This is a genomic window from Mycobacterium sp. P4_H6, from assembly GCF_056400845.1.
This window is the reverse complement of the sequence record NZ_JBFUKN010000026.1, coordinates 39,684-61,385: the sequence shown is the minus strand read 5'-3', so window position 1 is coordinate 61,385 and position 21,702 is coordinate 39,684. Positions and strand designations below refer to the sequence as shown.

General features: G+C 65.5%; 23 protein-coding genes. 16 read left to right on the top strand and 7 right to left on the bottom strand.

Going from position 1 to position 21,702, the window contains the following annotated elements; translation table 11 throughout:
- Positions 1-13: 13 nt before the first annotated feature.
- The 12 genes from AC1DTF_RS13380 (at position 14) to AC1DTF_RS13325 (ending at position 12,926) form a co-directional block, all read left to right on the top strand.
- Positions 14-1,189: a Zn-ribbon domain-containing OB-fold protein gene (locus AC1DTF_RS13380; protein ID WP_057169444.1), complete on the top strand. Its 1,176-nt coding sequence runs from the start codon at positions 14-16 to the stop codon at positions 1,187-1,189.
- A 159-nt stretch (positions 1,190-1,348) separates the two neighbouring features.
- Entirely contained in the window at positions 1,349-2,518 is a 1,170-nt protein-coding gene (locus tag AC1DTF_RS13375; protein ID WP_477474385.1) for a thiolase C-terminal domain-containing protein, read from the top strand.
- Positions 2,508-3,317 (top strand): MlaE family ABC transporter permease, encoded by an 810-nt coding sequence (locus AC1DTF_RS13370; protein WP_057169980.1) that lies wholly within the window; start codon positions 2,508-2,510, stop codon positions 3,315-3,317. The genes AC1DTF_RS13375 and AC1DTF_RS13370 overlap by 11 nt, the downstream gene beginning before the upstream one ends.
- A 4-nt stretch (positions 3,318-3,321) precedes the next feature.
- Positions 3,322-4,179, top strand: coding sequence for an MlaE family ABC transporter permease (locus tag AC1DTF_RS13365; protein WP_477474384.1), 858 nt, complete (start codon positions 3,322-3,324; stop codon positions 4,177-4,179).
- A gap of 12 nt (positions 4,180-4,191) precedes the next feature.
- On the top strand, positions 4,192-5,379 hold the full coding sequence (locus AC1DTF_RS13360) for an MCE family protein (RefSeq protein ID WP_477474383.1): 1,188 nt from the start codon (positions 4,192-4,194) through the stop codon (positions 5,377-5,379).
- Entirely contained in the window at positions 5,376-6,401 is a 1,026-nt protein-coding gene (locus tag AC1DTF_RS13355; protein ID WP_477474382.1) for an MCE family protein, read from the top strand. The genes AC1DTF_RS13360 and AC1DTF_RS13355 overlap by 4 nt, the downstream gene beginning before the upstream one ends.
- Entirely contained in the window at positions 6,401-7,483 is a 1,083-nt protein-coding gene (locus tag AC1DTF_RS13350) for an MCE family protein (protein ID WP_477474381.1), read from the top strand. The genes AC1DTF_RS13355 and AC1DTF_RS13350 overlap by 1 nt, the downstream gene beginning before the upstream one ends.
- Positions 7,483-8,937 carry an MCE family protein gene (locus AC1DTF_RS13345; protein ID WP_477474380.1) on the top strand — a complete coding sequence of 485 codons (1,455 nt, stop codon included), beginning with the start codon at positions 7,483-7,485 and terminating at the stop codon, positions 8,935-8,937. Before AC1DTF_RS13350 ends, AC1DTF_RS13345 begins: the two co-directional genes overlap by 1 nt.
- Complete coding sequence (locus AC1DTF_RS13340) at positions 8,934-10,253, top strand: MCE family protein (protein ID WP_477474379.1); 1,320 nt, start codon at positions 8,934-8,936, stop codon at positions 10,251-10,253. Before AC1DTF_RS13345 ends, AC1DTF_RS13340 begins: the two co-directional genes overlap by 4 nt.
- Positions 10,253-12,004 carry an MCE family protein gene (locus AC1DTF_RS13335; protein ID WP_477474378.1) on the top strand — a complete coding sequence of 584 codons (1,752 nt, stop codon included), beginning with the start codon at positions 10,253-10,255 and terminating at the stop codon, positions 12,002-12,004. Before AC1DTF_RS13340 ends, AC1DTF_RS13335 begins: the two co-directional genes overlap by 1 nt.
- 17 nt (positions 12,005-12,021) lie before the next feature.
- Complete coding sequence (locus AC1DTF_RS13330) at positions 12,022-12,492, top strand: hypothetical protein (protein WP_477474377.1); 471 nt, start codon at positions 12,022-12,024, stop codon at positions 12,490-12,492.
- Positions 12,493-12,494: 2 nt separating this feature from the next.
- A complete protein-coding gene (locus tag AC1DTF_RS13325; protein WP_477474376.1) occupies positions 12,495-12,926 on the top strand; it encodes a hypothetical protein in 432 nt (143 codons plus the stop codon).
- A gap of 8 nt (positions 12,927-12,934) precedes the next feature.
- Here the strand turns inward: AC1DTF_RS13325 and AC1DTF_RS13320 are convergent, their stop codons facing one another.
- Positions 12,935-13,336: a hypothetical protein gene (locus AC1DTF_RS13320; RefSeq protein ID WP_477474375.1), complete on the bottom strand. Its 402-nt coding sequence runs from the start codon at positions 13,334-13,336 to the stop codon at positions 12,935-12,937.
- Between the two features lie 190 nt (positions 13,337-13,526).
- On the opposite strand from AC1DTF_RS13320, the gene AC1DTF_RS13315 reads away from it, so the two are divergent.
- On the top strand, positions 13,527-14,045 hold the full coding sequence (locus AC1DTF_RS13315; protein ID WP_477474374.1) for an Rv2253/PknI dimerization domain-containing protein: 519 nt from the start codon (positions 13,527-13,529) through the stop codon (positions 14,043-14,045).
- Between the two features lie 69 nt (positions 14,046-14,114).
- On the opposite strand, the gene AC1DTF_RS13310 is transcribed toward AC1DTF_RS13315, so the two are convergent.
- Complete coding sequence (locus AC1DTF_RS13310) at positions 14,115-15,392, bottom strand: cytochrome P450 (RefSeq protein ID WP_057169455.1); 1,278 nt, start codon at positions 15,390-15,392, stop codon at positions 14,115-14,117.
- A gap of 215 nt (positions 15,393-15,607) precedes the next feature.
- Here AC1DTF_RS13310 and AC1DTF_RS13305 point away from each other — a divergent pair, with 215 nt between their 5' ends.
- Positions 15,608-16,276, top strand: coding sequence for a TetR/AcrR family transcriptional regulator (locus AC1DTF_RS13305; protein ID WP_477474373.1), 669 nt, complete (start codon positions 15,608-15,610; stop codon positions 16,274-16,276).
- A gap of 2 nt (positions 16,277-16,278) precedes the next feature.
- On the opposite strand, the gene AC1DTF_RS13300 is transcribed toward AC1DTF_RS13305, so the two are convergent.
- From AC1DTF_RS13300 to AC1DTF_RS13285, 4 genes are read right to left on the bottom strand one after another with little or no spacing between them, the layout of a single operon-like run.
- Positions 16,279-16,557, bottom strand: coding sequence for a cytochrome C oxidase subunit IV family protein (locus AC1DTF_RS13300; protein WP_477474372.1), 279 nt, complete (start codon positions 16,555-16,557; stop codon positions 16,279-16,281).
- Positions 16,558-16,560: 3 nt separating this feature from the next.
- Positions 16,561-17,172 (bottom strand): cytochrome c oxidase subunit 3 family protein, encoded by a 612-nt coding sequence (locus tag AC1DTF_RS13295; RefSeq protein ID WP_477474371.1) that lies wholly within the window; start codon positions 17,170-17,172, stop codon positions 16,561-16,563.
- The gene (locus tag AC1DTF_RS13290; RefSeq protein ID WP_057169458.1) at positions 17,169-17,918 is read right to left on the bottom strand and encodes a hypothetical protein; all 750 of its coding nucleotides are present in this window, start codon (positions 17,916-17,918) and stop codon (positions 17,169-17,171) included. Before AC1DTF_RS13290 ends, AC1DTF_RS13295 begins: the two co-directional genes overlap by 4 nt.
- Complete coding sequence (locus AC1DTF_RS13285; protein WP_477474370.1) at positions 17,915-18,625, bottom strand: hypothetical protein; 711 nt, start codon at positions 18,623-18,625, stop codon at positions 17,915-17,917. Before AC1DTF_RS13285 ends, AC1DTF_RS13290 begins: the two co-directional genes overlap by 4 nt.
- 104 nt (positions 18,626-18,729) lie before the next feature.
- On the opposite strand from AC1DTF_RS13285, the gene AC1DTF_RS13280 reads away from it, so the two are divergent.
- Positions 18,730-19,257: a VOC family protein gene (locus tag AC1DTF_RS13280; RefSeq protein ID WP_477474369.1), complete on the top strand. Its 528-nt coding sequence runs from the start codon at positions 18,730-18,732 to the stop codon at positions 19,255-19,257.
- Positions 19,258-19,285: 28 nt separating this feature from the next.
- Here AC1DTF_RS13280 and AC1DTF_RS13275 read toward each other — a convergent pair whose 3' ends face one another.
- Positions 19,286-20,005: an enoyl-CoA hydratase/isomerase family protein gene (locus AC1DTF_RS13275; RefSeq protein ID WP_477474368.1), complete on the bottom strand. Its 720-nt coding sequence runs from the start codon at positions 20,003-20,005 to the stop codon at positions 19,286-19,288.
- 92 nt (positions 20,006-20,097) lie between these two features.
- Between AC1DTF_RS13275 and AC1DTF_RS13270 the strand changes: the two genes are divergently transcribed.
- Positions 20,098-21,681, top strand: coding sequence for an AMP-binding protein (locus AC1DTF_RS13270; protein ID WP_477474396.1), 1,584 nt, complete (start codon positions 20,098-20,100; stop codon positions 21,679-21,681).
- The last annotated feature ends 21 nt before the right edge of the window (positions 21,682-21,702 follow it).

The following is a 21,702-nucleotide window of genomic DNA, read 5'->3' as shown; positions in this document are numbered from 1 at the left end:
ACCCACACAGCCCATGCCCTACGTTTCGTCGATCGGTACCTACCTGCCGTGCTGGGGTACCCCCACGCACCGGGTACCCGGCGATGACGAGGACGCGATCACCCTCGCCGTCGAGGCAGGACGCGCCGCCCTGGAGTCCGGCGGCGCCGTCGAGCGGGTGGTGCTCGTCAGCCGCAGCCTGCCCTTGGTGGAGAGCAGCAATGCCGCGGTCCTGCTGGCCGGGTTGGGTCTGGACCCCGAACTCGAGGTCGACGAGCGGTTGGGCGGCGCACCCGCGACCGCCGACGCCGTGAGTTCGGCCCGCCCGCGCACGCTGATCATCGGGGTCGACCTGGACCCTGCCGGTGCCGCCGCCCTGGTGACCGCCGAGCACGGTCTGCAGGTGCGGACCGCCGCGCGGGTGGCGCGCAGCCTGCCCGTGCGCATCCGGACCGAGGCAGGCGGCGTCCAGGACTATGGCGACCCGAGACTCCTGCACGAGCGTGGCCTGATCGCCTCACTGGAAGCCGCCTGGCTGGACACCCCGGCGGCGGTGGCGGGGGTGGATCATCCCCGCGCCGCCGATCTGTGCCTGCCCGACCCTCCGGTACTGCCGACCATGGGCGCCAGCGCCAGTATCTTCGCCCTCGCCGGTATGGCCGACATGGGCAAGACCGGACCGCTGGTCGCTGTCGAGCAGGCCATCCTGTCCGGGATCACGGTCAGCGGCGGACGCGCGGTGACCCATCGCCGTGAGCTGACCGCACGGCCCGCGCCGACCTACACCTATGCAAAGGGCGCGGACATCCCGATCTCGCTGGCCGCCTACGAACGGGCCTTCGAGGCCAAGGTGCGTTGGGAGGCGGGCACATTCGCGGGCAGCGACGAGCTCGACTTCCCGCCCCGTTTCCGGGTGGCCCGCGACGGCACGCTGGCCACCGACTATGCGCTGGTGCCGTTACCGCGCACCGGCACCGTCTACACCGAGGTGACCGTCCACGTCCCGGTCCCCGGGCTGCGCACGCCCTACTCGCTGGTCATCGTCGAGCTCGACGGCGTGGGGGTGCGGGCGCTGGTCAAGGTCACCGGGGTGGAACCGGGCACCGTCGACATCGGGGATCGCGGACGGATGGCGCTGCGCCGGGTCGCGATGCGCTCCGGGGTGCCCGACTACGGGTACGCCTTCGCCCCCGACGAGGCAGTCGCATGAGCGAAGCTTGCGAGCGAATCATCGGTCCGGCATGCGGCAGCCGAGCCTGCGAGGCAGTCGCATGAGCGCATGCTGTCCGGTCGCGTGCGGATATGGCGAATATCGCCACCTTTACCGTAAACCATTCGATACTATCCCTGCCGGCACCGAGGGGAGGTCATGAGAAACGTCGCCATCGTCGGCGCGGGAATGACCACCTTCGGTGAGCACTTCGCGCTCGGACTCAAGGATCTGCTGCCACTGGCGTTCACCGACTGTGTGCGCAGCATCGACAAGGGCCTGGACAAGTTCGACCTCCGGGCAGCGTGGTACGGCTCGATGGGTACCGCCGACGGGTTCCCGGCAGGGATCCTCGCCGACACTCTGGGGCTGCCCGACATTCCCGTGACACGTGTCGAGAACTCTTGTGCCACCGGTAACGACGCCGTGCGCAATGCGCTGTTCGCGGTCGCCTCCGGGGCTTTCGACGTGGCGCTGGTGATGGGGGCCGACAAGCTGCGCGACACCACCTCGGCGGACATGCTGTGGGAGTGGGAGGCAATGGCGCGCGACAAGGCCTGGGACTACCCGCTGGGCCTGGTGGCGCCCGCGGGTTTCGCCCTGCACGTGCGCCGCTACCTGCACGAGTCACCGGCGACCCGCGAACACCTGGCCATGATCGCGGTCAAGAACCACCGGCACGGGGTTACGAACCCCAAGGCCCGCTTACGGTTTGAGATCACTCTGGAGCAGGCCATGGCGGCACCGGTGGTGGTCACCCCTTTCCACGTCTACGACTGCGCGCCGCAGAGTGACGGTGCCGCCGCTCTGGTGATCGCCGCCGAGGACGTGGTGGAACGTTTCACCGACAGGCCGGTCTGGATTCGCGGTGTCGGCCTGGGGCTGGATTCGGTGATGCATCAACACAAAGAGGACCTGACCACCTTCCCGGCGACCGTCCGGGCCGCCAAGCAGGCCTTCGGAATGGCAAATATGACGCCAAAGGATATTGATGTCGCCGAAGTCCACGATTTCTTCACCGGAATCGAGTTGATCAGCTATGAAGATCTTGGCTTTGCTGACCGCTTCGACGCGTACAAACTCGTCGAGGCGGAAGTCACCAGCGTCGGGGGAGCGCTGCCGGTGAATCCCAGTGGAGGTTTGAAGTCCAAAGGGCATCCACCGGGTGCCACCGGTGTGGCACAGTGCGTTGAGCTGTTTCAGCAGCTTCGCGGCGAGGCCTTCAACCAGGTGGATGGAGCCCGAGTCGCGTTGGCGCACAACGTAGGCGGCCCGACAGCAGTTGCAGCAGTCACGATCTTGGAAGGACCCGGTGGGCATGGTAGGTAAGGGTCCGGACCGTTGGACACCCGGAATCGCGATAGCGCGTAACGCCTCGGGACCGATGCAGGCCGTGGGTGGCCTGTTCGCGATGAGTGCGGACGCGGTCAAGTACCTCTTTCAGCGACCGTTCTTCTGGCGCGAGTTCCTGGAGCAGGCCTGGTTCGTGGCCAAGGTGGCACTGGGACCGACACTGCTGGTGGCCATCCCGTTCACCGTGCTGGTCTCGTTCACGCTGAACATCCTGCTCCGCGAGCTGGGCGCCGCCGACCTGTCCGGTGCCGGTGCGGCATTCGGCGCGGTGACCCAGGTGGGCCCGATGGTCACCGTGCTGATCGTGGCCGGCGCGGGCGCGACGGCGATGTGCGCGGATCTGGGGTCGCGCACCATCCGCGAGGAGATCGACGCGATGGAGGTGCTGGGCATCAACCCGGTGCAGCGGCTGGTGACGCCCCGCATGCTGGCCTCGGGACTGGTGGCATTCCTGCTCAACAGCCTGGTGGTCATCATCGGCATCCTGGGCGGCTACTTCTTTTCGGTGTTCGTCCAGGACGTCAACCCCGGCGCCTTCGCGGCCGGGATCACGCTGCTGACCGGTGTGCCGGAGGTCATCATCTCCTGCGTGAAGGCCGGACTGTTCGGTCTGATCGCCGGATTGATCGCCTGCTATCGAGGACTGACGATCAGCGGCGGCGGCGCGAAAGCCGTCGGTAACGCGGTGAACGAGACGGTGGTGTACGCATTCATGGCTCTGTTCGTGGTCAACGTGGTGGTCACTGCCATCGGCATCCAGCTGACGGACAGCTGATCACATGGGCAACGTCGCAGTACTGAAATCGACCTACCCGCGGTTGGCGCGCAGCTTCAAGCGCCCGGTCGTGTCGCTGGCATCGCTGGGTGATCACACCCTGTTCTACGCCCGAGCGGTCAAGGGCATACCGCTGGCCGCGATGCACTACCGGCGTGAGGTCATCCGGCTGATCGCGGAGATCTCGATGGGCGCCGGAGCGCTGGCGATGATCGGCGGCACGCTGGTGATCGTCGGCTTCCTCACCCTCGCCACCGGCGGCACCCTTGCCGTGCAGGGTTATTCGAGCCTTGGCAATATCGGTATCGAGGCGTTGACGGGCTTCCTGTCCGCGTTCATCAACGTGCGCATCGCGGCACCGGTGATCGCCGGGATCGGGCTGGCGGCCACCTTCGGCGCCGGTGTGACCGCGCAACTGGGCGCGATGCGGATCAACGAGGAGATCGACGCGCTGGAGGCCATGGCGATCCGGCCGGTCGAATACCTGGTGTCGACGCGGATCGTGGCGGGCATGATCGCGATCACCCCGCTGTACTCGATCGCGGTGGTGCTGTCGTTCCTGGCCAGTGAGTTCACCACCACGGTGCTCTTCGGTCAGTCCGGCGGGCTGTACTCGCACTACTTCAACACGTTCCTCAACCCGATCGACCTGTTGTGGTCGTTCCTGCAAGCGATTCTGATGGCGCTGGCGGTGCTGTTCATCCACACCTACTTCGGGTTCTTCGCCACCGGCGGACCGTCCGGGGTCGGTGTGGCCGTCGGCAACGCGGTGCGGACCTCACTGGTCGTGGTGGTATCGGTGACGCTGTTGGTGTCCCTGGCCATCTACGGCTCCAACGGCAACTTCAACCTGTCGGGCTAGGGGCAACGGTCGATGAAGCAAACCAACAAGAGTGCCGTGGCCGGCCTGGTCACGGTGGTGGTGATCGGGCTGATCATCGGGCTGTCGGTCGCGCTGTTCCGGGGAGACTTCACCAAGAGTGAACCCGTCACGCTGATCTCGGACCGCGCCGGTCTGGTGATGAACCCCGACGCCAAGGTCAAGATGCATGGTGTCGAGGTGGGCAAGGTCGCCGCGATCGAGGCGCTCCCGGATGGACGAGCCGAACTCAAACTGGAGATCAACCCCGCGCAGCTGAAGCTGATCCCGTCCAACGTCACCGCCGACATCGCGTCCTCGACCGTTTTCGGGGCGAAATTCGTGGAGCTGTTGCCCCCCGAGAACCCGTCCGCGGCAAGGATGTATGCCGGACAGGTGCTGGAGGGCCAGCACGTCACGGTCGAGATCAACACGGTCTTCCAGCAGCTCACTCGGGTGCTCGACAAGATCGACCCGACCAAGCTGAACGAGACGCTCGGAGCCATGTCGGAGGCCTTCGGCGGCCGCGGCGAGAAGATGGGGCAGACGCTCAGCGATTTCGAGGCGCTGCTGGCCAAGCTGGAACCCAGCCTGCCCAACATGGCGCGCGATATCGAGAACACCGCTGTCGTCGCCGGCGGCTACGCCGACGCGGCCCCGGACCTTCTTCGGACGCTGGACAATACGACGCAGATCAGCCAGAGCATCGTCGACGAGGAGCAGAACCTCGACGCCTTCCTGGTCAGCATGATCGGGCTGGCCGATATCGGCAACGAGGTGCTGGGCGGCAACCAACCCGCACTGAGCGAGGTGCTGCGGCTGCTGGCCCCGACCACCGACCTGCTCAACGAGTACGCACCCGGGCTCAACTGTGCGCTCGAAGGCATGTTGTTCGTGCACAACCAACCGCCGCTGCCCGATCCGGGTGTGCTGGTCAACGTGGCCTTCACCTTGGGAATCGAGCGCTACCGCTACCCGCAGAACCTGCCCAAGGTGGCCGCCAAGGGCGGACCGAACTGCATGGGGCTGCCCTACATCGGATTCGGAAACCGCGCGAAGTATCTCGTCACCGACACCGATGCCAACCCGTGGCAGTACGGCAACCAGGGCATCCTGCTCAACTCCGACGGACTCAAGCAGATGTTGTTCGGCCCGCTGGACGGTCCGCCGCGCAACACCACACAGGTAGGACAGCCGGGATGACGCGCGCGACCAGCACTCTCATCAAGTTCGCGGTGTTCGCCACCGTGATGGTGCTCCTCACCGCGTTCCTGTTCATGGCATTCGGTCAGTACCGCAGCGGTTCCACCAACGGCTATTCGGCGGTGTTCAACGACGCGTCCCGGCTGGAGGCCGGTGATTCGGTGCGCGTCGCCGGTGTCCGGGTCGGCACCGTCAACGAGGTGGCGCTGCAGCCCGACCGGTCGGTGCTGGTGTCCTTCGACTCCGACCGGACCATCGGGCTGACCACCGGCACCAAGGCGGCGGTGCGCTACCTGAACCTGGTGGGCGATCGCTACCTGGAGCTCATCGACGGCCCGGGATCCACCCAGCCGCTCCCGGCGGGCTCACAGATCCCGAAGGACCGCACCGCGGGCGCACTGGATCTCGATCTGCTGCTGGGCGGCCTGCGCCCGGTGATCCAGGGACTCAACCCGCAGGATGTCAATGCGCTGACGACATCGCTGATCCAGATCCTGCAGGGTCAGGGCGACTCGTTGAGCTCGTTGATGACCAAGACCTCGTCATTCTCGAATACGTTGGCCGACAACAACGAGGTCATCCAGGAGCTGATCACCAACCTGAACAGTGTGGTGGACACGCTGGCCAAGGACGGTGACAAGTTTTCGGCGACCATCGACCGGCTCGAACAACTGATCACTGGACTGTCGCAGGACCGCGACCCGATCGGTGACGCCATCTCCGCCCTGGACAACGGGACATCGTCGATCGCCAGCCTGCTGACCGAGGCCCGACCGCCGCTGAAAGGCACTGTCGACCAGCTCAATCGGATGGCTCCGTTGCTCTATGACGGCCGGGCGACCCTCGATGCCGGACTGCAGAAGGCCCCCGATAACTACAAGAAGCTCGCGCGTCTGGGCTCCTACGGCAGCTGGATCATGTACTACATCTGCGGGATGTCGGTCCGCGTCACCGACCTACAAGGCCGTACTGCGGTGTTCCCTGTGCTCAAACAAGAATCCGGAAGGTGCGGGGAGCCCTGATGCTGAAATACCGCGGAGCCAATCTCATCAAGGCCGGCGTCATGGGCGTGGTCTTGATCGTGCTCGTCATCTCGGTCGGGCTGCAGCCCGAGAAGCTGATCCAGTGGGCCACGTCGGTGCGCTACCAGGCGCTGTTCACCGAGGCCGGTGGCATCGCCGTCGGCAACGACGTGACCATGTCGGGTATCAAGATCGGGTCGGTCACCGATGTGTCGCTGGAGAACGGGGACGCACTGGTCAAGTTCACGACTGCGGGCAAGTACCCGGTGGGTTCGCAGACCACGGCGCACATCCGGACCGGTTCGCTGCTGGGCGAGCGGGTATTGACCCTCGAGTCGGCGGGGAGCGGCACACTCAGCCAGAACGATGTCATTCCGACATCGCGCACCTCCTCGCCGTATTCGCTCACCGATGCGGTCAGCGATCTCACCATCAATACGGCCGGCACAGACACGGGTCAGCTCAACCAGTCGCTGGACACCTTGTCGGCGACCATCGACCAGCTCGCCCCGCAATTGGGCCCCACCTTCGACGGTCTGAGCAGACTGTCGAAGTCGATCAACGGTCGCAACGAGGATCTGGCCGCCCTGCTCAAGAGCGCGAGCGAGGTGTCCGTGGTGCTCGGTGAGCGCAGCACACAGCTGAATTCGTTGATCCTCAACGCCAATGACCTGCTCGGAGTTCTGGACGAGCGCCGCGGGGCCATCGTGGACCTGCTGGCCAGCACGACGGCGGTCTCGCAGCAGCTGACCGGGCTGGTCGCCGACAACGAGGCACAGCTGGCACCCACCCTGGAGCGGCTGAACGCGGTCACCGAGGTGCTGGAGAAGAACCGTGACAACATTTCCAGCTCACTGCCCAACATCAAGAAGTTCATGTTGTCCCAGGCCGAGACATTGGCCAACGGCCCCTATTACAACGCCTTCGTGCCGAACCTGAACCCAGCCCAAATCCTGCAGCCCTTCATCGACTACGCGTTCGGGTTCCGGCGCGGCGTCAACGCGGGACAGCCGCCGGACAATGCGGGTCCGCGTGCCGAGCTACCGCTGCCCTACAACGGAATTCCGGGAGGTTCGCGCTGATGAACCGCAAACGTTCGGCAATCCTGGCCGTTGCTGTCGTGGCAGCGCTGGTGGTGGGTGCAGGTTTCCTGGCGCGTGAGTTGTACTTCGGGCCTCGCACCATCTCGGCCTTGTTCACGACCGCCACCGGCGTCTACCCGGGCGACGAGGTCCGGGTCTCCGGTGTCGTCGTGGGTACCATCGAGTCGATCGAGCCGGAAGGCACCCAGACCAGGTTGACGCTGAAAGTCGATCACGGCGTCGAGATTCCCGCAGACGCGAAAGCGGTGCTCGTGGCGCCCAACTTGGTCGCGGCGCGTTATGTCCAGCTGGCCCCGGCCTATCGGTCCAACGGGCCGACATTGCCCGATGACGCGGTGATCCCGTTGGAGCGCACCGCGGTTCCCGTCGAATGGGACGAGGTCAAGACGCAGCTCACCCGGCTGGCGACCGACCTCGGTCCGCAGAGCGGGGTCGACGGCACCTCGGTGTCCCGGTTCATCGACAGTGCCGCAAACGCTTTGGAGGGCAACGGCCCGAAGCTGCGCGACACCATCAACGAACTGTCCGGGGTGGCACGGGTTCTCGCCGAGGGCAGCGGTGACATCGTCGACATCGTCACGAACTTGCAGAAGTTCGTCACCGCATTGAAGAACAGTGACCAGCAGGTGGTGCAATTCCAGAACCGGCTCGCCACCTTGACCAGCGTCGTCAACGGCAGCGGGGACGATATCGATGCGTTGGTGAAAGAACTCTCGGTGGCCATCACCGAGGTGCAGCGTTTCGTCGCAGGTAGCCGCAACCAGACCTCCGAGCAGGTCCAGCGGTTGTCCAACGTCACCCAGAACCTGGTCGACAACAAGATCAATCTGGAGAACGTGCTGCACATCGCGCCGAACGCGTTCCTGAACGGCTACAACATCTACAACCCGTCCACCGGCAGTGCCGTCGGCCAGTTCGTGTTGAACAACTTCTCCGACCCGGTCCAGTTCATCTGCGCGGCAATCGGCGCGGTGGAGAATGTGACCGCACCGGAGACAGGGAAGTTGTGCGCGGAGTATCTGGGCCCCGCGCTGCGGTTGCTGAACTTCAATCATCTGCCGTTCCCGATCGCGCCCTACCTGATGCCCTCGGCCGCACCGGAAGACATCATGTACTCCGAGCCCGGACTGGCGCCCGGTGGCGGCGGTGGGTCTCCGGAAGCACCGGATCTGCCGCCGACCCTGTCGGCGTACAACGGTGGGCCTCCGCCGCCGCCACCCTTCACCGGCCGGCCGCCAGGAACCCCGCCGCCGGGTGCGCAGCAGATGCTGCCGGGTGCTCCACCGGTGTCGGTGCTGCCGCCCAATGTGCCGTCGTCATTGCGCGACATGCTCAATCCGGCAGGGGCGCTACCCGGTCCTGCACCCGATGCGCCGCCGCCACCGGCAGCGGATGCACCGTTGCTGCCAGCGGAAGGAATGCCACCGGCATGAGAGGCAGACGATCGATCGTGGCCGTCGGAGTGTGCGTGGCCATCACCAGCTCCGGCTGCGCCTTCCAGGGTGTGAACTCGCTGCCGCTGCCCGGTGCCGTCGGTAGAGGGGCGGACGCGCACGTGTACCAGGTGGAAATCGCCAATGTGGCTACGCTGGAGCCGAATTCGCCCGTGATGCTCGACGACGTCGTGGTCGGCAGCATCCGCAGCCTTTCGGTGAGGGACTGGCACGCCGTCATCGAGGTGTCGGTGAAGCCCGACGTGGTCATACCTGCCAACGCTGTCGCCAGTGTGGGCCAGACCAGCCTGCTGGGTTCCATGCACGTGGCACTGAATCCGCCGATCGGTGAGTCGCCCGAGGGCAAGTTGCCCCCGGGTTCCACTGTGGCTTTGGCCGATTCGTCGACCTATCCGTCGACCGAGCAGACGCTGGCATCGTTGGCGGCCGTCGTCAACGGTGGCGGGCTGGGCCAGATCGGCGATGTGATCCACAATTTCAGCGCCGCGGTCAGCGGGCGCGAGACCGAAATCCGGAGCCTGATCACCCGGTTGGACACCTTCGTCGGCGTGCTGGACGCACAGCGCGGCAACATCGTGGCCTCAATCGAGTCGCTGAATCGGCTGTCGTCCACCTTCGCCGGGCAGCGTGATGTCATCACCCGGGCCCTGGACAAGATCCCGCCCGCGATGGATGTGCTGATCAAGGAACGTCCGAGGCTGGTGACTGCGTTGGAGAAGCTCGGCACCTTCGGTACGACGGCGAGCCGGCTCGCCAACGAGTCGCAGGCCGATCTGGTGCGGAACCTGAAGAATCTGGAACCCGCCATCAAGGCGCTCGCCGATGTGGGCAAGCAGCTTCCCGACGTTCTTGAGTACGCGGTGCACTTCCCCTTCACCCAGAGCTTCATCGACCGCGCGATCCGCGGCGACTACTACAACCTGTTCGCCACCATCGACCTGACGGTGCCGCGTCTGAAGCGCACGACGTTCCTGGGCACGCGCTGGGGCGAGTCTGGTCTGCAACTGGTTCCGGCGCCGGGTGATCCGCCGTACCTGAACTACACCTACGATCCGCTCAAGACCGGCATCGAACCGCCGCCGGCGCAGATCATCAATCCGGGCGAGCCGCCGGCCGCGCCGCCACCGCCGCCGCTGCCGACGGGGCCGGTATTGCCGTTCACCCCGCCGGTGAGCACGGTGGGTGGACCGTTGCAGGTCGCCGTGCCGATGTCCGGCGGTGCTGCGCCCATCTTCGCGGGACCGTATGGGCCACAAGGTAATCCACCTGTCACGCCGTCTGCTGGAGGTCGCTGATGTTGACCCGGTTCGTTCGAATCCAGCTGATCCTGTTCACCATCGCGTCGGTGATCGGCGTTTCGGTGATGGTCTTCTCCTACATGCAGGTACCCACCCTGTTGGGCTTGGGACGCATCACCGTCAAGGTGGAGCTGCCGGCCACCGGAGGTCTGTACCGCTTCAGCAACGTCACCTATCGTGGTTCGGAGATCGGCAAGGTCACCGCCGTGGAGCTGACCGACAGGGGAGCGGAAGCCACACTGTCGCTCGAGACCTCGCCGGAGATCCCGGCGGACCTCAAGGCGGAGGTGCGCAGCATGTCGGCCGTCGGTGAGCAGTTCGTCGAGCTGTTGCCCCGCACAGATTCCGGACCGTTTCTGAAGAACGGTTCGGTCATCACCCAGGACAACACCGTTTTGCCGCAGAAGGTCGGCCCGATGCTCGATCAGGTCAGCGAGTTGTTGGACACGATCCCGCAGGACAAGTTCAGCCAGCTGCTCGACTCGACGTACGATGCCTTCAACGGCACCGGGTATGCGTTCGGCTCGCTGCTGGACTCCGCGGAAACCATCACCAAGGACTTCAACGGGGTCTCCGATCAGTTCCGCGCCCTGGTCGACGACTCCGGACCCTTCCTGCAGGCTCAGGCGCAAACCACCGAGCAGACCAGAACCTGGGCGTCCAGCCTGGCCGGAATCACGGATCAGTTGGCGGACAACGACATCCATGTCCGGTCGATCCTGCAGAACGGACCGGGGTTCGCGTCCGAGACATCGATGCTGCTCAACGATCTGAAGCCGACGCTACCGGTGCTGCTGGCCAACCTGACCACCATCGGGCAGATCGGCGTCACCTACAACAAGTCCCTGGAGCAGCTGCTGGTGTTGTTGCCCCCGTACGTCTCCCAGATTCAGACGTACGCGCCGACCAACAACCCCACCGGCCTGCCCAACGGCGACTTCTCGCTGGGGCTCGGCGACCCGCCGTCGTGCACMGTCGGGTTCCTGCCGCCGTCTGCCTGGCGTTCTCCCGCCGACACCACCACCATCGACACACCGGACAACATCTACTGCAAGCTGCCCCAGGACTCGCCGATCGCGGTCCGCGGTGCCCGGAACTATCCGTGCCAGGCGTACCCCGGCAAGCGCGCACCCACCGTCGAACTGTGCAACGACCCACGTGGATTCGTGCCGCTCGCACAGCGCCAGCACGCGCTGGGGCCGTACCCGATCGATCCCAACCTGATCTCGCAGGGTGTGCCGCCGGACAACCGCGTGCTGCCGGACGAGAACATCTACGGGCCGCTGCAGGGCACTCCGCTACCTCCGGGTGTCAACATGTCACTTCCGGGGCCGCCCCCGGCGGCTGAGCCACCTGCCAGCTACCCGGGTATGCCGCCCGGACCGTTGCTGCCCGGCCGGCCGCTCTACACCGAGCCGCCGGTGGTCGGTCAATTGCCGCCGCCGGAACCGGACTACAGCGCCGTGCCGCTGGCTCCCGGTGACCTGCCACAGGCCACCCAAGTTCCGCAATTCCCAGATACCTACGTCAAGGTGCCCGAGGGCGGAGCTCAGCCGCCACCACCGGATGTCCCCGCGCCCGCCGCTGCGCCGAGTGCCTTCGACGGTGCAGGCGCACAGGGTCCGTCGATGGCCGTGGCCAAGTACAACCCGCGCACCGGCGAGTACATGGGCGCCGACGGTCACCTGTACCGGCAGACCGACCTGGTGAACACCGCATCGTCGTGGCAGGACCTGATGCCGACATGAGGGGTAGGAGGCATCCGATGACTTCGATGAAGGCCGGCGCCGTGGTCGGCGCAGTGGGCGTTGCCCTCGCCGTCGGTGTCGCACCGCCGGCGTCGGCGACGATGTATCTGGGAAACTACGGGGTCAACATCCCGGACCGGCGCGATTTCCACACTTGGATATGGTCGGCGCTTACTCCCTGTGAGGAAGAAGATCGCACCCTCATACCGGACTGCATCAACATCCTCACCATCCCGCAGCCGGTGGCCAAGGCGGAGTACACCCACRCCAACGCCACCCTGGTGGACGGTCGGTGGACGATGACCATCGATGACCCGTTCGGTCTGCGTTGCGGGAACATCTACTACGGCCCGACGGTCCCGACACACGATGTGTATTCCTGGGATGCAACGACTTTGGCCGGTGAGATGGTTTCCAGCTTCGCCGCGGGCTGCGACGGCGCACCCGGCGGGTCGCTGACCTATCCGTTCAACCTGACGAGGATGTGACGATGCGTCGTGAATTGCCGATCTGGGGCGCGCTGACGATGTTGTGCGGTGCCGTCGTCACCGCTGCGCCGGCAGCGGCCGAACCGCCACCTCCGCCGCCACCGTTGCGGCACGTGCAGTACATCGTGACGGCGGATTCGCCGTTCTTCGTGGACATCTACTACCGAGAGGCCGATCCGCCGACCTGGTCGGACTACAGCCACAATCCGTATGAGTTCAGTCCCCGCGCGCAGGTCGAGGTCGCACCCGAGCACCCGTGGGTGTTCGATGCGATGCTGGCCGATCCGGACATGTGGGCGATGGTCACCGCCCAGAGCGGCGAGTCCCCAAATCTGGAACCGCCCACCATCTATTGCACGCTGGCCGTCGACGGTGTGGTGCTCAAGACCAATAGCGGCCCCAAGGGCGCGCTGTGCTCACTGCGGAGTTGGTAGGGCGCGTGTCAGGAATCCCCGCGCCGCCAGCGCGTGTCGCCGTTCATCGCCACGCAGCTCAGGAACAGGCCATCGGGCGCCTGGGCCACAGCGTTGTTCTCGTTGATGCACAGGCTGTTCTCGTCACGGATGCCCATCATCGGCGGCGAGCGGAACCAGCGCGGCTCGTAGCGGCGCGGCGAACCGCAGAACACCAGTCGGCCCCAGCCGTTTCGGGCGTCGACACCAAAGACGAAGTACGTCGTGTTGGAGCAGGTGTTGCCGAGGATGGCGTTGGGATTGATTCCGGGCGTGCAAAAGGCGTCGTTGCAGGTTTGCGGTTGTGCAATCGCCTGCGGGGCATTGGCCTGCGGAGTCACCATCACTCCGGCGGCGATCAGCGCACTGGTCGCCCAAACTGTCACGCGCACAGTTCCTACTCTTGCACACTTGGAAACGAAATTCTTCTATCTGGAGAAGATTGCTCCAACAAGGGATCTCGGCTCGCTTGGCCGCGAGCGGTCGCGTCCTCGGGATCTGCTGGATACGTGAGGCCGGAGCATCCGTCGCTGTTATTCTCCAAAACAGAGAATGCCACTATCGCAGTAGAGGAGCGGTTCAATGTCGGCCAGTAAGGTCTGCGCGGTCATTGCCTCCGCGACGTTCATCGCGCTCGGAGGGGCATCGCCGGTCAGTGCCGACCCGCTGGGTCCCGAACCGCAGTGGGGGATCAACGGAACGTTCCTCACATCGTCCAACGGTGACTGGGCACAGTTGAATCAGCGCTATGAGGACCAGCCCTCCACGCGCAGCACCTGGACCATCTCGACGCAGTGTGTCTCCCCATCGGACTGCACCGGCACGGTGAACAGTGACGCCGGCTGGAGCGCCCCGATCTACACCACGAACGGACTCTGGTACGTCAAGCGCAAGGTACCGAACTGGCGGTTCTGTGCCGACGGTGTTCCCGTGGAAGGCTTCCAGACCTACAAGTTCTACCCAGTCGGTGCCAACGGCCACGTCGATGGGGATGCCAAGGAGTACACCGGATTCGACAAGACGATTGGGCCGAGCGGCTCCTGTGGGCGCAACCAGTGGCCGGTCATCGAGATGCCGTTCTACATGAAGCCCGCCGGATAGCCTCACCCTCCAGAAGCGACTTCGGCGCGTTCCCTTAACTACGGGAACGCGCCGAAGTCGTGAGGGGGACTACCGCAGTGGCGTGTAGTTGATGTTGAGCTCGGTGAGCCCGCGCAGCACGAAGGTCGGCTCGTAGTTGAAGTTCTGATCGCCGACGGGACCGTGCTTCTCCGGGTCCACGGTGATATCGCCCATCCGGTCCAGCAGGCGCTCGATCGAGACGCGGCCTTCGACCCGGGCCAGCGGTCCACCCGGGCAGGAGTGCACGCCGCGACCGAAGGCCATGTGCTCGCGCACGTTCTTGCGGTCCAGGCGCAACTCGTGCGGATTCTCGAAGCGTTTCGGGTCGCGGTTGACCGCGCCGGGGAGCACCATCACCGGGGCGCCCGCCTTGATCACCACACCACCGACTTCGGTTGTCTTGCGCGCCAACCGGAAATCGCACTTCACCGGACTCTCCAGTCGCAGCGATTCCTCGATGAACGTCGGGATCAGACTGCGGTCGTTGCGCAGCTGCTGCTGTACTTCGGGATTCTCGGCCAGCACCCGCATCGCGGCGCTGAGCAGCTTGGTGGTGGTCTCCTGGCCCGCGGCGAAGAGGAAGGTCGCCGACCGCACCGGCTCGATGACCGGAGGAACCGAGCCGTCGGGGTAGAGCGCAGTTGCCAGGGACGTCAGCACATCCTCGCGCGGGGTGGCGCGCCGATCCTCGAGGTAGGCGATGAACTTGTCGTCCAGGAACTGCAGCGGGTTCTCCGCGACGGTCTCCTGCTCCAGGGAACCCACTCGGGCACCGGGGCGGTCGGCACCGAGCACCGTGCGGAACTGCTTGTGGTCCTCCTCGGGGACGCCGAGCAGGTCGGCGATCACCAACAGCGAGAAAGGCTTTGCGTATTCGGCCAGGAACTCGCACCGGCCGTTGTCGAGGAATTCATCGAGCTGGACGTCGGCCAGCTTCCACATGAAGTCCTCGTTCTCCTTCAAACGCCGCGGCGTGAGCAGTCGGTTGAGCAGCGAACGGGCCTTAGTGTGATCGGGCGGGTCCATGGTGACCATGTGCTCGAACATCGGCAGCAGGTGGCGGTGCGCCTCGAGCTGCTCGGAGATGTCATCGCCCTCGGGCGTGAACGGCAGCGGCGGGAACGGCCCGCCCAGCGCGACCGCATTTGAGAAGGCATCGGTGTTCTTGTAGACCGCGACGGCTTCCTCGTACCCGGTGACGGCGTAACAACCCCACGGCGGCACCTGCAGTACCGGATTCTGTTCGCGCAGGTAGTCGAAGTACGGATATGGGTTCGGAACCAGCGACTGGTCGGTGAGGAAGTCCAGCGTCGCGTATTCACTCATGTAGGTCGATCTCCCGGGCTGTGGGTGGGGTGGTGTTTCGGCGTTGTCTTGCGGCGGGTGGAAAACTCCGGCGGAAGCAATGCCGTTGAAAGTGCTGTGCACCTGCTTAGCATGTGGATAGAGTCGTGGTCAAGGTCACAACCGGCGAGTCGATACGATCCGGTGGGCGGCCGTGCGGACGTACCGGAGAAGTGTCGAGCTGAAGGTGGAGTGTGATGTCCACAGCGCGCAGGATCGGGGCGCCGGATGCCAAGAACCGGGGAGTGCTGCTCGACGCAGCGCAGGCGCTGATGATCGACGAGAGCTACGCCGCGGTCACCTCGCGGCGGGTTGCCGAGCGGGCCGGCCTCAAACCCCAGTTGGTGCATTACTACTTCCGGACCATGGACGACCTGTTCCTGGCGGTGTTCCGTCGCCGCGCCGAGCAGGGACTGGTGGTGCTGGAGGCCGCACTGAAATCGGCGCAGCCACTGCGGGCCATCTGGCTGTTCAGCGCCGATCAGGAGTCCACTCGGCTGACCATGGAATTCATGGGGCTGGCCAACCACCGCAAGGAGCTGCGCGCGGAGATCAGCTACTACGCCGAGCGTTTCCGCGAGGACCAGCGGGTCGCCATGTCCGCAGCACTGGAGCGCTACGGAGTGGACCCCGGCGATGTCCCGCCGGTGGTGTGGGCCGTCATCGGCACCAGCCTGTCCTGGGCGCTGGTGATGGAACAGGCGCTGGGGATGTCGGCCGGGCATGCCGAGACGCTGGAGTTCGTGGAGCGCTGGCTACGCGAATTGGAGGGCGAGGCGCTGCCCCTGGAGCAGATCTTCGGCGACCTCGCGGGCAGTGGTTTCGAGGCGGCTGCCGGGAAGTTGTTGTCCGGCCCCGGCGACTAGCGTCACACCCCGGCGAAGTACAGCCCCAGTAGCAGTGCGAAGAGGGTCATCACCCAACCGGTGGTGGCCGCCTTCAGCCACGGCGGTGCGTGCCGGACCTCCATGAAATACCAGATCACCAACTGCGATTTCACCGCGGCGATGACCAGCACCACCACCGTCACCGCCGCGTTGAGGACGTGCGCGGAACCGGTGTCGCGTGCCGCCAGCCAGGACACCAGGGTGATCGCGGTGAGCAGTGCCCACGCGATGGTCAGCGGGTTCCGCAGATATGACGTCATCGGTCACCTCATCACGTAGAGCAGTGCGAACAGGACGAGCCACAGCACGTCGACCATGTGCCAATAGGTGGCGGCGGTCTCGACGAACGAGATCTTCGGTGCCGCAGGCCCTCTCAGATTCCGGAGGACGAAGGACAGGATCACCAGGCCGAGCATGACGTGGCACAGGTGCAGTCCCGTCATGACGAAGTAGTACATGAAGAACAGATTCGTACCGGGAGTGACGCCCGCGACGATCTCGGGAACGTATTCGAAGAGTTTCAGGACGGGGAATGCCGCGCCGAGGCCGAGCGCAATTCCGAAGAGCCGCACACCATCGGCGGTCTTGCCGGACCGCGCGGCCGAGGTGCCCAGCGCGACGAACAGCGAACTGGTGAGCAGCACGACGGTGTTGGCCGCACCGATGTCCAGGTTCAGCCGCGCCTGGCTTTCGAGGAACAGCTCCGGTTGCTGCCCGCGGTAGTACACATAGGCGACGAAGTACGCACCGAAGATGATCAGGTCGCCGATGACAAAGAACCACATGCTTGATTCACCGGGAAGGTGGTTGCGCCGCCCGCTGACTCGTTGTGTGTTGCCGACGCGTCCGGCCGGGCCGTTTACGACCTCGGTCATGCGTTCTCGAGTTCGTGGTCGGGCTGATTCTTGATGGACCGGTAGATGCAGACGTAGACGATGATCTGCCACGGCACGTAGATGACCATGGCGAACCAGAACGTCATCAACCCGTTCCACGCGAACGGTCCCGATGTGGAGATCCAGACCGGCGCCGCCATCAGCTCGGTGACGTACTGCCAGACGGTGTAGTAGCCAAGCCATTTCGGCAGCACGTTGTTCTTGTCCAGGATGATGGCCAGCCCGAACGCCATCCACATCACGCAGAAACACCCCAGCGACCCGATGTAGGCGAGGTAGCCGAAGTCGTAGAGCATGGCCAGCACCGCCGGGTCGTAGCCGGCCCGGAACGACCCCAGACCGAAGCAGAACATCGGGAACAGCATGCCGACGATGGCACCGGACATGGCGCCGACCATCAGGGAGTACCGGAACACCGGGCTCACCGACATGCGCTTGATCTGGATCAGGTACACCGCGTTGGACAGTGGCGCCAGGCCGAAGGATGCGGTCAGGATCGCGCAGGCGATCAGCAGGTTGTGGGACTGCATGAACTCGACGATCTGCGACGAGGAGCTGCTCGGAGATCGTGGCGGCATCATCCAGCTCAGCGGGACGAACACGATGCCGAACAGGGTGAAGAAGAACGGCACGATGCAGAAGGCGATCCACTGATCGAGCTTGCGGTTCCGGCGTCTCGGTGGCGAGGGCGCGGCCGCAGGCGGTGCCGTAGCGACATCGCTCACACCAGCACCTCCTGGTCCTGTTCGCTCCCTTGACGATTCACGACGCGCTGCAGTACCGGGAACATCACCACCAGATAGGCCGCCAGAACCGCGATCCGCAGCGTGAAGGACACCGACCCGTCCCAGGCGAGGGGACCGGAGGTGAACAGGACCGAGAACGCGCCGGGAATCAGGAGCGCGGCGGTCGCGACGTTGAAATGTGCCACCCAGCGCGGAAAGACGGGCTGCGGCTTCTCGTCGAGATAGACGCTCGCCGCGAAGCAGAGGTTCTGCACCACGATGGTGCCGACCGGTGCGATGAAGAAGAACCACGCCATGTCGTTGAGCAGGCTGATCAACTGCGGGTCGCGGTCGGGCCTGAAAGCCGCCACCCCCCAGCAGTAGTCGGCCAGGATGAATGCCGTGGTGCCTACTCCGACGCAGATGATGTAGGCATAGGTGAAGACACTGCTGGACGTGGCGGTGCGCGATATCTGCACCGCGATCACCGCGAAGAGCGGCACCAGGGAACCGGCGATCAGATTGCACAGGATGACCACGCCGAGGATCCCGGTGTTGTGGTCGCGGAAGAACGCCGCGACCTCCTCGGGCGTCATGGTCGGTGACAGCGGCGGCGAGAAGATCGGGAACAGCAGAAAGGCAAGTGCGAACAGGACCATGGCCGGCRGCGCCGTCCACAGCAGAATTCGTTGACCCCGGGTATTCATCGACACCTGCCCATCACCTGGTTGCTAGCCGTTCGGCTATCCAGGATCCTCAGAGTAGCCGATCGGCTACTCTGCTTCAAGAGGCGCAGGGCTAGTGTCGTGGCGTGGACAGTCAACGTGTTCTGCCGGGTCCGCTACGCCAGATCGGTTATGTGGTCGACGATCTGGACTCGGCACTCGCCGACTGGGTGAAACTCGGCGTCGGGCCGTGGTTCGTCATGCGGGGATTGGCCCAGCAGGTGACCTAYCGCGGTGAGCCGTGCGAGGTGACCCTGTCCCTCGCGCTGGCTAACAGCGGTGAACTGCAGATCGAGCTCATCCAGCAGACCGACGAGACGCCGAGCATCTTTGGGGAGTTTCTCCGATCAGGGCCTGGCTTTCACCAACTCGCGTACTGGACAGAGGACTTCGACGCCACCATGGCCGCCGTCGCGGCGGCGGGCTGGCCGGTGGTGTGGTCCGGTGGCGAGGACGGGGGAGTGCGCTTCGCCTACGCCGAACCCGGCGGCGTGCCGGCGGCCATCATCGAAATCATGGAACTCACCGACGCCTCGGCCGGGATGGCGGCCTTCGTGCGTCAGGCCGGCCAGGACTGGGACGGCAGCGACCCGGTCCGCGAACTCGGCGGCTGAGCCCCGCCCAGCGACCACCGGGCAGCGGTTATTTCGCCCGGTTCATCACCTTGTCGGCGGCATCCCAGTGCTCCTGGGACACCCACAGCCCGGCGAAGGCCGCGACGGCCTCGGTGGTGGTGGTCGCGCCCTTGATGACCCGTTTGATCTCGCCGGCTGGGCGGCGGGCCAGCAGCTGCGCCGTTTCGCGCCAAACGGTGTCGAAGTCGGCGCGTGGCACCACCTGATCGATCAGCCCGACCCGCTCGGCGGCCGCGGCATCCAGGATCCGCCCGGTGCCCGCCAACAGCAGCGCCTGGCTGCGCCCCACCAGAACGCCCAGCCGCTCGGCGCCGCCCCAGGCCGGCATGATCGCCAGCGAGATCTGGTTGAAGCCGATCTTGATGTCGTCGGCGGCGATCCGGATGTCGGCGGCGACTGCGACTTCGGCGCCACCACCCAGCGCATGCCCGTTCAATGCGGCGATCACCGGACCGGGGAAGCCCGCGATCCGATCGCAGATCGAGCGCATCCGCCAGGCCATCGACGACGCCTCCAGTTCGGTGCGCAGCAGAGCCAGTTCCTTGAGGTCGCCGCCGGAGACGAAGGCCCGGTCGCCGGCCCCGGTGATCGCCAGCGCGGACGCACGGGCCGCACCGTCGAGGGCCTTGTTCAATTCGTCCATCGTGTCCAGCGAGATGGCATTGCGGGCATGCGGGCGGTCGATGGTGATGACCGCCAGTTCGCCGTCCAGTTCGAGGTCGACCATCAAACGTTCTCCAATTTCGGTATTGGCATTCTCGGCTGGTGAGAATAGCATCACCAACATCTGCCCGGCGTTGCGGAGGTGCTGTCATTTCGATCCGAAATATCCCTGCTGAGCTGAGTAAACGGTACGTGGAGCAGGGGTGGTGGACACCGGAAACGCTCGGCCAACTGCTGGCCGACGGACTGCAGGCCAGTCCCGACGCCGGTTTTGTCGTGCACTCCGCTACCCGGCCCTTCAGCGGAACCTTCGCCGACGTCGAGCACCGCGCCCGACGGCTGGCGGCCGGCCTGCGCGAACGCGGTGTGGGAGCGGGCGACGTGGTCGCCCTGCAGCTGCCGAACTGGATGGAGGCCGCCGTCGCGTTCTGGGCCTCGGCGTTCCTCGGTGCCGTGACGGTCCCGATCGTGCATTTCTACGGCCGCAAGGAACTCGGGCACATCATCGCGACCGCACGGCCGAAGGTCTTCCTCAGCACCTCCGAGTTCGGCCGGATGACCTTCCACGCCGACCTGTGCGCGGAGGTGCCGATTGTCGGGCTGGTCGGCGCCGACGGTGAGCTGGCCTTCGACCGGCTGCTGGCCGCCGAACCGATGACCGGGACCGTCGACGCCGATCCGGCCGCTCCGGCGCTCATCGCGTTCACCTCGGGCACCACCCGCGAACCCAAGGGCGTCATTCACAGCCATCAGACGCTGAACTGCGAGACGCGCCAGCTGCTGGACAACTACCCGCCCAACCGCGGACGCCAGCTCACCGCCACCCCGGTCGGGCACTTCATCGGCATGCTCGGCGCCTTCCTGATCCCGGTGCTGGAAGGTGCGCCCATCGATCTGTGCGATGTGTGGGACCCGGGCCGGGTGCTGGAGATCATCGAGCACGACGGACTGTCGATCGGCGGCGGACCGCCCTATTTCGTCACCAGCCTGATGGACCATCCGGGGTTCACCGACGCCCACCTGGCCCGGTTCTCGACCGTGGGCCTGGGTGGGTCGACGGTCCCCTCGGCGGTCACCCGGCGCCTCGCCGACCTCGGACTTTTCGTGTTCCGTTCCTACGGCAGCACCGAACATCCCTCGATCACCGGTTCGGGCGCAGGCGCGCCGGAAGACAAACGGCTGTTCACCGACGGCAATGTCCGTCCCGGTGTGGAGATCCGGCTCGGGCCCGACGGCGAGATCTTCAGCCGGGGCCCCGACCTGTGCCTGGGCTACACCGATGCGGCGCTGACCGCGAAATCCTTCGATGACGACGGTTGGTACCGCACCGGGGATATCGGCGTCCTCGACGCGGACGGATACCTCACCATCACCGACCGCACGGCCGACCTGATCATCCGGGGCGGCGAGAACATCAGCGCCCTGGAGGTCGAGGAAGTGCTGTTGAGCATGCCCGCCGTCCTCGAGGCCGTCGTGGTGGCCGCCCCGGATGCGCGGCTGGGGGAGCACGTCGCGGCCGTGCTGCGGATCCGGCCCGGTGCGGTGATGCCGACGCAAGAGCAGGTGCGCGCGCACTTCGAGCAGGCCGGCGTGGCCCGGCAGAAATGGCCCGAGGAACTGCTCGCGGTGCCCGATGGCCAGGACTTTCCGCGGACCGCGAGCGGCAAGGTGCAGAAGTTCCGGGTCCGCCAGGAAATCGCCGACGCCGCCCCCCGGGGCATTGCGGCATCCACATCATGAGAATATGATTCTCACGAACCG